Consider the following 11273-nt stretch of genomic DNA (forward strand, 5'->3'; position numbering starts at 1 on the left):
TCTCGAGCGAGTCTTCCATGCCCCAGCCCATGAGCACCGAAGTCCTCCGCAGGTAGCCGCGCATGACAGCGAGCTTCCCTGCGGGCTCCTCGGCAGGGCGCGCCGCCGTGCACGCGCGCTCCACGTCGGCGATGCCGTTGCCGCGCCGCACGAACTGCGGCACGAGGCGCGCCGTCATCGACAGCATGAGGCCTATCGTGGGCGCGACGCCGCCGAACAGCGTCATGACCTTGTCGGACGTGAGCACCTGGGAGGCGTTCGAGAACAACACGATCACGCTGATCAGCATGATGCCCATGCATGCGCCGTACACGAAGCTCTCCAGGTAGAACGCGCGCAGCCCGAGGCGGAACAACTCGGTGGAGCCGGACGCCGAGAACAGCGGGTTCGCCAGCGCGACGACGGCGACGAGGGGCAGCTGCCAGAGAAGCGAGCGACCCGTCGCCCGCCAACCGCACAGCACCGCGCTGTAGGAGAGCACGCTTGCAAGCGAGATGGCCAAGTAGACCGGCTGCATCGCCGTCATGCTGAGCGCGAACATGACGGCGAAGTAGCCGAACGCCACGACGGGATGGAACAGGTCGAACGCCGTGCGCTTCATACGAGGCGCGCCCCTAGGCGTGCACCGTTTGGAAGATCGAGATCACCACGAGCACGGCGAAGAAGATCGCCAATGCAGCCATGATCTTGGCCACTTTCGGATTGCTGAACACGGTACCCCACTTTCCTCTAGCCGCACATCTACAGGTCGTTGCCCAAATCGCAGGTGTATATCCACGTAATGTTTTCTCCACCGCTTAGGATATACGAACCGCACCCGTATCCGGGCGACGATCCGTTGACGAAATACAGCCAGCCGCTGCCGGGACCGCAAGCGAATTCCGCAAGGCCGCCGATGGAGCTGACGTAGCCGCTCGACCCGCCCACCGACGCTCCGGTAGCGCAGAGGGCATCGTAGACGGATGCGCCCTGGTTGAGGGTGACCGTGCCGCCGCCCAAGGATGAGGGGTAGCCATTGGACGCGGCGCGGGAGCTGTCGATGTATACCGTCACCGTGACGGTGCTGGGAGCCGAGGGAGCCGGGGCCGGTTCGGGAGCAGGCTCCGGAGCCGGTGCAGCAGCGCCCTCCGACGCGGAAAGGTCGGTGCCCGATGGCGCCTCGCCGGCCGTCGAAGCGGCCGAGCCGTCGGCACCCGCCGCGCCTTCGCCCTCGACGACGGCGCCCGTTTCCCCGTCCGCGCCCTCCGAAGCCTCTTCGGCGGCATCCTTGCGATCGGTCTCGTCGTCCTTCGACGCGTCGTCTCCGTCAGAGGGCGCATCCGTGACGACGCTGGGCATCGGCACCGGATCGGACGGCGCAGGGTTGCCGAGCCATCCGGTGGCGAAGCCCATGCTCGCCACGACGGCGCACAGGGCCACCGCAGCGGCAACGACGCCGGTGGCGAGCAGCGCCTTGCGAGGTCGGCGAGACGAGGGCGCGGACGCCGCCGTTGCGGATGCCCCGCCCACCGAGGCCCCCTCCTCGCCGCGAGGCGCGGAGGGGGCGATGCGGTTGTCGGGCGCTTCGGCCCGCTCACGCGGCTCGAGCGTTTCGACACCCGAGCCGCCGGTCTTCTCGTTCGAATCTTCGCTCATACCGCCGTGATCCTATCGACGCAACGAGAGCTCGTCGGAAACGCGCATGCGCCGCGTGGCGGCGATACCCGCCGCAAGCGCGCCGAGCGCGAGCACCGCGGTACCGGCCGCGAACGGCGCAGAGCCGTCTCCGGTTTTGGCAAGCGCCTTCTTGTCGGCCACAGGCTTGTCAGCAGGAGCGGGAGCACTCTCCTCTTCCTGCTTCTCGGCGGGCAGCCCCGCCTGGCCGAGCTTAGCCTGCGTGTAGATGTTGTACGCGGCACCGGTGTTCTTGAGACCCTGGTAAGCCACCAGCGCCCGGAAGCCCTGCTCGGTGGCGAAATCGTTTACCGAACCCTGGTAGATGAAACCCGAACGATCGGAGGCGGCCTGGGATAGCAGTGCGCTCAACGGCGTGGCACCGCTTTCGGTAGCCCACGACGTGGAAGGGTCGATACCGGCGGCGCACAGAGCGACAACGGCCATCGCGGTGGAATTGGTATTGGTGCCGGAATCAACGCCGATCCCGGTCGCTCCAAAACCCCCATCATCATGCTGCAAACCCTTGAGAGCGTTCAACGCCCTGTTCACGACATTGCGAACGGCTGCATCGTTTGAAGCATAGGGCGAAAGCGCGGTGATCACCATTGCAGTCATATCCGCATCGGCCTTCGATCCACTGTAGGAGAAGCCGCCATCGGAAAGCTGGCTTCCGCACAATACGCTGATCAGAGCATCCTCGGACAGCTTTGCATCGACTGGCACTTCATAGGCATTGCTCGCGTACGCCAGCAGAGTGAACGCCTGGACGTTCACGGGCGATGCCGCCGTCACCTTCTGAGCCATCGCATCCAGCGCATCGTACACGCCACCGCCGTCGGGCACAGAAGTAGCATCGACGCCAACGGCGCTCAACGCGATGATATTGCGCTGAAACGCGGTCGCAGCCGAATCGGGAGCGGGGTTCTTCATGCCCTCAAGTCCAACCGGAATGAACGCGCTCGCCTGAGCCGCCGCCAGGCGTCCCATCGCCGCCATGTCCATGACCTTCCAGGCCTCGGTCGTTCCCTCGTACGAGGCCGCAATGCCGTTCATCAAAGAAGCCATAGCGGACAGATCGATACCATGTGCGATATTGTTGTCGGTGGGCGGATCGATCGCATCGCCAGGATCGGTCGAACCGTCGCCCGCGTCTGCTTTCGCAGGAGGATTCTCAGCGTAGTAGGCCGTCCAGTCCGAAGGAGCCACCGCGGAGGAGAAGGTGTCCCAGCAAAGCTGATAGGACGCACCCTCCTCAAGCTTCACCTGGTCGAACGGGGTGCTCGACGAGACGCCGGCGGCGAACACGGCCCAGAACTGGCCGAGCGAGTAATCGTCGCTGTTCCAGCCCGCAAGCACAGCGCCGTCCTTCGAGGTGATCGAGTTGAGGTACTTCCCGCCGTATGAAGACGAAGAGGCATCATAGCCTTTCAGATCGCCCTTCGCCACGGCTGCGTTCAGGAGGTCCTCCATCGTGAGATCCTCCTTCGCATGCCCGGTGCCGCCGTCGGCTTGGGCCGCCTTGAGCACCTCGTCGAGTGCATACTGCTTGTTGACCCACGCCGGGTACGTCGTCTCCCCCGCATCGTAGTCGGTCTTGCTCCCTGAGGTGACCGTCAGGGTCGCAACCTCGGAAATCGGCAAGCCATCGTCGCCCTTCGCCTGGTCGGCAGGATTCTTCTCGTAATACGCTTTCCAGTCGGACGGAGCGGTCGCCGAAGAATACGAAGCCCAGCAGAATTGGTAGGAATTCCCGCCGACAAGCTTGACCTGGTCGAACGAAGAGTTCGCAAAGCCGCCGTTGTCGAACAGGGACCAATATAGGCCGGCTGAAGAGTCGTCGCTGCTCCAGCCGGCCAGCTTCGCGCCGTCCTTCGAGGTCACGGAGTTGAGGTACTTGCCGTACGAGGACTCCGAGGCGTCGTAAGCCTTGAGGTCGCCCTTCGCCACGGCGGTGTCCAGCAGGTCCTCCATCGTGAGATCGCCCTTGCCGTGTCCGGTGCCGCCCGCGGCCTGGGCCGTCTTCAGCACCTCGCCGAGGGCGTACTGCTTGTTGACCCATGTGGGGTACGTGACCTCGCCCGTGCCGTAGTCGTTCTTGCTGCCGGCGGTGACGGTCAGCGTGACCGTACCGGCGGACGCTTGAGCGTTTTCCGCCCCCGCTGCAGCAGTCTGACCTTCGGCAGCCCAGGCTGCACCGGGCACGAGGCCCAGGCAGAGCGCGACGGCCAGCAAGAGGGCCCAGGCCCGCTGCGCTATCCCCGCACGCGTGCTTGCATGTTCTTTCACTGTCTTCCTTCTCCTTTCGTACGTTCGCTTCGCAGAAGAAAGACAGCAAAACAAAGGCTGCGCGACCTCCCGAGCAGGGAGATCGCGCAGCCCGTATTCGCTACGCAGACAAGCCGAGGGCGCTCGGGCCCGACGGGTAGCGCTCGCGGTAACTCGCCGCTTGCGCACACACGCTTCTCGGTCGGTATTCTGGCTGATCGGCAAGACCGAAACACAGTGGCGGTACCGTGCGGGATTCTCACCCGGCTTCCCACGATCCGAGACGTCTTCTTCATGCTCAAAGCATTCTACCATCTCTTGGGTCGGCGAACGACGCGAACAGGAACGTTTCCGCCGACCGCCGGCATGCCCTCGTCATCCTGAACGGAGGCCGAAGTCGAGGGATCCCGCGAGGAGCCGGCCACGGCCTTTCCCGCTGACGCCGCTCGGGATCCTTCGACTCGCTTCGCTCGCTCAGGATGACAGACTAGGGCCCTCGCCTGCGCCAAGGCGGCGGGGCAGACATCGCTTCTACTGGTAGCGCAGGGACTCCACCGGGTCGAGCTTGGCGGCGCGGCGAGCCGGGTAGTAGCCGAACACGACGCCGATAAGCACGCACACGGCCACGGCGCCGAACACCACGCCCGGCGCGAGCACCGGCGTGACGGTCATGCCCGCCTGCACCGCCCCGATCACCTGGCCCAGCCCGAACGCCGCCAGGAAGCCGAATAGGATGCCGAACGCGCCGCCCGCCACGCACAGCATGATAGCCTCGAGCAAGAACTGCTTCGTGATGTCGCGACGACGCGCCCCGAGCGACTTGCGCAGGCCGATCTCGCGGATGCGCTCGGTGACGTTGGTCAGCATCATGTTCATGATGCCGATGCCGCCCACGAACAGCGAGATGGACGCGACCGAGCCCATGAGCAGCGAGAACGACGTCATCATCGTTTCCATCTGCTTGATGACGGCGTCGAGCGACGACACGTACACGTTCTCGGGCTCCAGATTGAAGTACTGCGCCACAAAGGTCTGCGTCGTCTCGACGAGCCGATCCATGTCGGTGCCCTCGCGCGCGAAGCCGACGATCTGTTGGATGCCGCTCGCATTGCCGATGCGCGTCTCCACCGTGGTGTAAGGCGCGTAGAACGTCCCTCCGCCGCCCATGAAGGACGAGGTTTCCAACACGCCGATCACCGTGTAGTCGTCGTTGCCCAGGCGCACCGTCTTCCCCACCGCCTCGGTGTCGGGGACGCCGAGCATCTGCACGGTCATCTCACCGCCGCCCATCACCACGAGGCGCGCGGCGTTCTGCTCCTCGCTCTCGGTGAAGAAGCGGCCCTCCTTAAGCTTCGTCCCGTTCGCTGTGAAGTAATCGGGACGCGCGCCGATGACCGTGGCGTGGTTTTTCTGGCCGTCGGCCATCGTGATCTCGGCCGATGCGTACGAGGCACCTGTGATGACCTCGTATTCCGGCATCCCCTGCTCCAGCTTGTCCAGGTCGTCGAACGTGATGCCCTGCGGCGAGTAGGCGCTGATGGACACCTGGCGCGCTTGGGACAGCCCCATCTCGCCCATGAGCATGTTCTGCACGCCCGCGATGAGCGAGGTCATGGCGATGACGGCCGCGATGCCGATGACGATACCGAGTATGGTGAGGAACGAACGGCCCTTGTTCGCGGACAGCGCGTGCCAGGTCTCGTAGAACAGATCGCCTATCTTCATGGGCGCGCCCCTTCCCGACCGGCGGCGCTCGGCTGCGGGCCCTCGTACAGCCGCCCGTCGCGGATGTGCACCACGCGGTCGGCGTGGGCGGCCACGTCGGGCTCGTGCGTGATGAGCACGATGGTCTTGCCCGCGTCGCGCAGGCGCTTGAACGTGTTCAGCACCATGTCGCCCGTGGCCGTGTCGAGGTTGCCGGTGGGCTCGTCGGCCAGGATGAGCGCCGGATCGTTCACGAGGGCGCGGGCGATAGCGACGCGCTGCATCTGGCCGCCCGACAGCTCGTTGCTGCGATGGTCGTACAGCCGCTCGTCCAGCGACACGCTGCGTAGCGCCGCGTGCGCTCGCAGCTCGCGCTCCTTGCGCGGGCAGGCCGTGTAGATGAGCGGCAGCACCACGTTGCGCAGCACGGTGGCGCGAGGAAGAAGGTTGAACGACTGGAACACGAAACCCAGGCGCGTGGCGCGGATCTCGGCCAGCTCGTCCTCGCGATAGTCGGCAACGTCGATACCCTCCAGCAGGTAACGGCCGCGCGTGGGCGTGTCGAGGCAGCCAAGCAGGTTCATGAGCGTCGACTTGCCCGATCCCGAGGGTCCCATGATGGCTAGGAACTCGCCTTGCGCCACCGACAGCGTCACGCCGCGCAGGGCATGGGTGTAGCCCGAAGCGCTCTCGTAGATGCGATGCAGGTCGACGGCTTCCACGACGTATCCCATAGCGCTATCCCACCGCAACGGCGGCGGAATCGGCCGAGGCAGCGCCATCGACCGCCATGCCCATGCCGTCCGGCGCGCCGCCCATGCCGCCGCTCACGACCACTTCGTCGCCGGCTTTCACCCGGCCCTTCACGACGGACGTAAGACCGTCGGACGCGACCACCTCGACTTCGCGCATCTCCGTTCCCTGCGTCTCAGGATCGGTGAGCACCATGACGAAACTGCCGCCCGCACCGTCGGACTGCACGGCCGAGATGGGCACCTTGAGCGCGTTCTCGATGGTGGTCGTGGTGATGGTGGCCTTGGCGGTCATGCCGGGCTTGAGGCGCGGGTCGGGTTCGGCGATGAGCAGCTTCACCGCGTACGTGACCGCGCCGCCCATGCCGCCGTACATGGCACCGCCCGCCGCGTCGCCGGAGCCGGCCGATGTGGTGGCGATGCTGACCACAGTGGCGGGCAGCGTGAGGTCGGGGGCCGCGGTGAACGCGACCTCGGCGGTTTGGTCGGCGGTGATCTTGAGGATGTCGATCTCGTTCACGTTGATGGAGACGGTCATCTGCGACAGATCGGCGATCTGCACCGGCGAGGCGGCCGCGTTCGCCGTCGCGCCCAGCGCCTTGCCGGGCTCGATGTTGACCGCGACGACGCTTCCCGCGATGGACGCCGTGACGGTGCGCTTGGCGGCGCGCGCGACGGCCTCGTCATAGGCGCTCTGGGCGTTCTGCAGCGCCAGGTTCGCGCTGCTGAGCGCCAGCTCGGCGTTGCGGATGGCGGAATCGGCGCCGGCCTCGTCGAAGGAGGCGCCCGACGCGTCGGAAGCCGGTGTTGCCGCGCCCGCTTCCTTGGCGGCTGCGGCGGCGGCCTGCGCCTGCTCCTGAGCCCGAGCCGCCGCCTGTTGGCCGGCGGACTTGGCATGGTAGGCGTCGTTCACAGCGTTCTGAGCCTGGGCGACGCCGTTTTTGGCCTCTTCGATGCCCTGGGCAGCCTGCTTCACGGCCTTGTCCAGATCGTCGTTGACCACCGTGAACAGCGTCTGGCCCTCGGCCACCGCATCGCCTTCGGCTACCAGCACCTCCCCCACGATACCGTCAACCTCGGACGTGGCGCTCACCGAGGCGACGGGCTGCAGGTTGCCGGAAGCCGACACCGTTTCGACGAACGTGCCCTGCTCGACGAAGGCCGTCTGCGGCGCCATATTCTCCAGCGCCTTGGCCGCCTGATCGGCGGAATACCAGGCGAACGCGCCGCCCGCCACGGCGAGCACCGCCACCGCGGACACGATGCCCACGACGATCTTGCGTTTGCGCTGCTTCTTGCGCTTCGCCTTGAGATCGTTGAACGCCCGCATGTCGGCGAGCGCCTCGGCGTCGACGAGATCGGTTGGCCTTGGAAAGCTCCCAATTGCATCGAAGGCGCTCGACTGAGCGCTCAAAGGCTCGGCGCCATCCGAGCCCCCCGGACGACGGTTGCTGATCGGATCCATCTACTACCTCCCGTGCGAAAGAAGCGGGGGCGGTTCTCGAGGAACAGCCGTGCCTCAATCATAAGGGGGATCGTAGGAAAAGGGAACCCGCAATCGTCTGTTCGTTTCGTGCTCGCGCCAGACAAGCGTCAACGGCGGCGCGCAAGGCTCACGCGCCGTACAAGGTTGCCGTATACTGAAGCGAAACGACGGGCGGAAGCGAGGAGCGAAGAAGGCATGGGGGATTTCTCCGACAGGGTGTTCGAGGTGGTGCGGCGCATACCGCGCGGGAAGGTGGCCACGTACGGGCAAGTGGGGCGGCTCATCGGAGCGCCGCGGTCGGCGCGCTACGTGGGATATGCGCTGCGCGCGAACCCCGAGCCGGGAGCCGAGGTCAACAGCATCCCCTGCCACCGCGTGGTGTTCAAGGACGGGGGCCTGTGCAAGGGGTTCGCCTTCGGAGGCCCCGAGGTTCAGCGCGAGATGCTGGAAGCGGAAGGGGTCGCGTTCGCCGACGATGCGCACGTGGACATGGGCGCCTGCCTGTGGGACGGCCGCATGGACGACGCCGACGACCCGACGCTGCCCATGGCGCCGCCCGAGGACTTCGATTGGGAACGGGAGCTGGGAGCATGACGATGGAGCAGGGATACGTGCAGGTGTACACCGGCGACGGCAAGGGCAAGACCACGGCTGCCGTCGGATTGGCGATGCGGGCCGCTGCCGCAAACCTGCGCGTGTGCTTCTGCCAGTTCATGAAGTGCGGCCCCACCGGCGAGCTCGACGCGTTTCGCCTGTTCGGCGATCTCATTGCGTGCGAACAGTTCGGAACGGGCGACGAGTTGAGCGCACCCGATGCGACGGCGGACGCGCAGGCGGCGAAGCGGGGCCTGGCCGTCGCGCGCGACATGATGCTGAGCGGCGCGTACGACGTGGTGGTGCTCGACGAGGCGAACGTCGCCGACAGCCTGGGCTATTTCGGGCCCGACGCGCTGGTGGACCTCGTGCTCGAACGGCCCGAGAACGTTGAGCTCGTCGTCACGGGCCGCGGAGCAAGCGACACGCTCACAGCCGTCGCCGACCTCGTCACCGAGATGCGCGAAGTGAAGCACTACTACGAGGAGGGCGTCCTCGCCCGCCGCGGCATCGAGTTCTAGCGATCAGTACAACAGTGCGCCTGTTCGAACATGGTTGAAGTTGACCGAAGCGTGGTTTATGGACTGCGCTGCACGAGCCAAGGCACCGTCCGCCGTCACGACGGCATGCTGCGCATCAACGAGGTGCAGAAGCGAGCAGTCCCCGACGCCCAAATAGCGATACTCGTTTCGATTCGCCGCTACGACGCTCTCGACATATCGCTCGTCGAGGCGGTAGACGGCTCCTTCATCAAGCAGCTCGGCGAGGATGGTCGCTTCACTGGAATTTGCCCCATGCCCGTCTTTTCCGCAAATCAGATTCGAACACTCGGTTATGATGTTGGGTGTGACCAGCAAGCGATCGAAATCGTTCAGAACACCGCAAAGAACGTCGAAGTCCTCCTTGCAGTATTCAGCGACATGCTTCTTTCGTCCCAGCAACCGAGGATCGTTCAAACCCACCACGAGTACGAGCAGCAGGTTTGCGTCGATGATCCCTTTCATGACGCCCGTTACTCGTACGAGACGACTTCGCCGCTATCGTCCGAGATCGTCACCGTCTTGTACGTGCGCAAGTCACGAAGAGGCTCTTGGTTGCCGAACACCATGCCGTTCGCATTGCTCCGGCGGTCGATCTCGCGGACGAATCCGACGCCGATCTCCCAGCAATTATGCGAATCGTCGAAACGCGTCGATTCGATGGCGAATCCCGATCCGCTGAGAAACAAGGCTTTCTCATCCGGCTTCGTGAGCGTTTCCATATCCGCCGTGTAAGCCGCTGCCTTCTTCGCAGCCTCTTTCACATCCATCGCTTGCCCCTCTCGATCCAAAAGAACACTCGATCCCATGACGGCCTCCCTCACTATAGCATCCTCAGCGCACCTGCTCCACGTTCTTAGTATAGAGGGCCCGTCTCACGTTTCGATGGCGCAGATCTAGCGAAAAGCACCACGGAACCTTATGCGGATCCGACGCGAATCCAACGCGGTTTCCACGAAAGCAGCCTTCGTTTCCAACGCGGATTCGACAGGATTCCAACGCGGATCTAGCGCGATTCGAACGCGTCCGCGAGGACGCGGGCCACGCGCAGGCCGTCGCAGGCGGCGCTCATGATGCCGCCGGCATAGCCCGCGCCCTCGCCGCAGGGGTAGAGGCCGCTTTCGGGCGCGTCGTCGGGCGCGCCTTCCACCCGCGCTTGCAGCGCGTCGTCGCGCACGATGCGCACGGGGCTCGAGCTGCGCGTCTCCACGCCGGTCATCACCGCATCCTCGTCCGCGAACCCGCGCAGCCGACGATCGAGCAGGGGCAGGGCCTCGGCGATGGCGTCGGCCGCGAATCCCGGCAGACACTCCCGCAGGTCGCACCAGGCCACGCCGCGCGCGTACGTCGGCCGCACCTTCGCGCTCGCGCCGCCGGCGCGTCCGGCCAGGAAATCTCCCACCGTCTGCGCCGGAGCCTGGTACGCGGCGCCGCCTGCGGCAATGGCCGCGCGATACGCCGCCTGCTCCATGCGGCGCTGCAGCTCGACGCCCGCCAGAGGATGGTCGCTCCCGAAGTCCTCGGGACCCACGCCCACGAGCAGCGCCGCGTTCGCGTTCGATCCGTCGCGCGCGAAACGGCTCATGCCGTTCACAACGACGCCGCCCTCCTCGCTGGCGGCGCACACCACCTCGCCGCCGGGGCACATGCAGAACGTGTAGACGCCGCGCCCGCTCGGCAGGTGCGCGGACAGCTTGTAGTCGGCGGCCCCCAGCGCCGGATGCGCGGCGGCGTCGCCGCACTGCGCCCGGTTCACCGCCTCCTGGGAATGCTCGATGCGCACGCCCACCGAGAACGGCTTCTGCTCCATCGTCACGCCCGCCGCGTGCACGGCCTCGAACGTATCGCGCGCCGAATGCCCGCAGGCCAGCACCACGCGCCGCGCAGCCATCCGCTCCGCCGCGCCCGTGCGCCCGTCGAGCACGTCGACGCCCGTCACCGCGCCGCCCGCGAAACGCACGCCTGCAAGCTGCGCATGGAAGCGCACCTCGCCGCCCGCGTCCTCGATCTGGCGGCGCATCGTGCGCACCACGTCCACCAGCAGATCGGTGCCGATGTGCGGCTTCGCCTGCCAAAGGATCTCCTCGGGCGCGCCGGCGTCCACGAACCAGCGCAGCACGTGGCGCGCCATCGGGTTCTTGATGTTCGTGGTCAGCTTTCCGTCCGAGAACGTGCCCGCGCCGCCCTCGCCGAACTGGATGTTCGTCTGCGGGTCGAGATCGCCGCCCGCCGCGAACGCGTCCACCGCGGCCAGGCGCTCGTCCACGTCGCCGCCGC

11 protein-coding genes and 1 riboswitch are annotated in these 11273 nt (G+C 66.1%); of the genes, 2 read left to right on the forward strand and 9 right to left on the reverse strand.

What is annotated here, in order from left to right; all coding sequences use genetic code 11:
• The 6 genes from HMPREF1023_RS03835 to HMPREF1023_RS03860 all read right to left on the reverse strand — a co-directional run.
• Positions 1–601: energy-coupling factor transporter transmembrane component T (locus tag HMPREF1023_RS03835; RefSeq protein WP_009304838.1), on the reverse strand; the 601-nt coding region annotated here is incomplete at its 3' end.
• A gap of 140 nt (positions 602–741) precedes the next feature.
• Positions 742–1635 carry a DUF4430 domain-containing protein gene (locus HMPREF1023_RS03840; protein WP_009304840.1) on the reverse strand — a complete coding sequence of 298 codons (894 nt, stop codon included), beginning with the start codon at positions 1633–1635 and terminating at the stop codon, positions 742–744.
• 12 nt (positions 1636–1647) lie between these two features.
• Entirely contained in the window at positions 1648–3942 is a 2295-nt protein-coding gene (locus HMPREF1023_RS03845) for a prenyltransferase/squalene oxidase repeat-containing protein (RefSeq protein WP_009608832.1), read from the reverse strand.
• Between the two features lie 161 nt (positions 3943–4103).
• A riboswitch (cobalamin riboswitch) is annotated at positions 4104–4219 on the reverse strand.
• Positions 4220–4452: 233 nt separating this feature from the next.
• Positions 4453–5646 (reverse strand): ABC transporter permease, encoded by a 1194-nt coding sequence (locus tag HMPREF1023_RS03850; protein WP_009304842.1) that lies wholly within the window; start codon positions 5644–5646, stop codon positions 4453–4455.
• A complete protein-coding gene (locus HMPREF1023_RS03855; RefSeq protein ID WP_009304843.1) occupies positions 5643–6359 on the reverse strand; it encodes an ABC transporter ATP-binding protein in 717 nt (238 codons plus the stop codon). The genes HMPREF1023_RS03850 and HMPREF1023_RS03855 overlap by 4 nt, the downstream gene beginning before the upstream one ends.
• A 4-nt stretch (positions 6360–6363) precedes the next feature.
• Positions 6364–7842 (reverse strand): efflux RND transporter periplasmic adaptor subunit, encoded by a 1479-nt coding sequence (locus HMPREF1023_RS03860; protein ID WP_009304844.1) that lies wholly within the window; start codon positions 7840–7842, stop codon positions 6364–6366.
• 216 nt (positions 7843–8058) lie between these two features.
• On the opposite strand from HMPREF1023_RS03860, the gene HMPREF1023_RS03865 reads away from it, so the two are divergent.
• Both HMPREF1023_RS03865 and HMPREF1023_RS03870 read left to right on the forward strand, forming a co-directional pair.
• Positions 8059–8457: an MGMT family protein gene (locus HMPREF1023_RS03865; RefSeq protein ID WP_009304845.1), complete on the forward strand. Its 399-nt coding sequence runs from the start codon at positions 8059–8061 to the stop codon at positions 8455–8457.
• Entirely contained in the window at positions 8454–8978 is a 525-nt protein-coding gene (locus HMPREF1023_RS03870; protein ID WP_009608901.1) for a cob(I)yrinic acid a,c-diamide adenosyltransferase, read from the forward strand. Before HMPREF1023_RS03865 ends, HMPREF1023_RS03870 begins: the two co-directional genes overlap by 4 nt.
• 3 nt (positions 8979–8981) lie before the next feature.
• Here the strand turns inward: HMPREF1023_RS03870 and HMPREF1023_RS03875 are convergent, their stop codons facing one another.
• From HMPREF1023_RS03875 to HMPREF1023_RS03885, 3 genes are all read right to left on the reverse strand, one after another.
• The gene (locus HMPREF1023_RS03875) at positions 8982–9461 is read right to left on the reverse strand and encodes a hypothetical protein (RefSeq protein ID WP_009304847.1); all 480 of its coding nucleotides are present in this window, start codon (positions 9459–9461) and stop codon (positions 8982–8984) included.
• Positions 9462–9469: 8 nt separating this feature from the next.
• On the reverse strand, positions 9470–9766 hold the full coding sequence (locus HMPREF1023_RS03880) for a hypothetical protein (RefSeq protein WP_009304848.1): 297 nt from the start codon (positions 9764–9766) through the stop codon (positions 9470–9472).
• Between the two features lie 236 nt (positions 9767–10002).
• Positions 10003–11273: NAD(P)/FAD-dependent oxidoreductase (locus HMPREF1023_RS03885; RefSeq protein ID WP_009304849.1), on the reverse strand; the 1271-nt coding region annotated here is incomplete at its 5' end.

The sequence above is a fragment of the Eggerthella sp. 1_3_56FAA genome (genome assembly GCF_000185625.1).
Lineage (GTDB): Bacteria > Actinomycetota > Coriobacteriia > Coriobacteriales > Eggerthellaceae > Eggerthella > Eggerthella lenta.

What these genes read in the sequence shown, in the direction of transcription:
- HMPREF1023_RS03840 (WP_009304840.1), bottom strand. Translation starts at nt 1,635, where the DNA reads ATGAGCGAAGATTCGAACGAGAAGACCGGCGGCTCGGGTGTCGAAACG.
- HMPREF1023_RS03850 (WP_009304842.1), bottom strand. Translation starts at nt 5,646, where the DNA reads ATGAAGATAGGCGATCTGTTCTACGAGACCTGGCACGCGCTGTCCGCG.
- HMPREF1023_RS03855 (WP_009304843.1), bottom strand. Translation starts at nt 6,359, where the DNA reads ATGGGATACGTCGTGGAAGCCGTCGACCTGCATCGCATCTACGAGAGC.
- HMPREF1023_RS03860 (WP_009304844.1), bottom strand. Translation starts at nt 7,842, where the DNA reads ATGGATCCGATCAGCAACCGTCGTCCGGGGGGCTCGGATGGCGCCGAG.
- HMPREF1023_RS03865 (WP_009304845.1), top strand. Translation starts at nt 8,059, where the DNA reads ATGGGGGATTTCTCCGACAGGGTGTTCGAGGTGGTGCGGCGCATACCG.
- HMPREF1023_RS03870 (WP_009608901.1), top strand. Translation starts at nt 8,454, where the DNA reads ATGACGATGGAGCAGGGATACGTGCAGGTGTACACCGGCGACGGCAAG.
- HMPREF1023_RS03875 (WP_009304847.1), bottom strand. Translation starts at nt 9,461, where the DNA reads ATGAAAGGGATCATCGACGCAAACCTGCTGCTCGTACTCGTGGTGGGT.
- HMPREF1023_RS03880 (WP_009304848.1), bottom strand. Translation starts at nt 9,766, where the DNA reads ATGGATGTGAAAGAGGCTGCGAAGAAGGCAGCGGCTTACACGGCGGAT.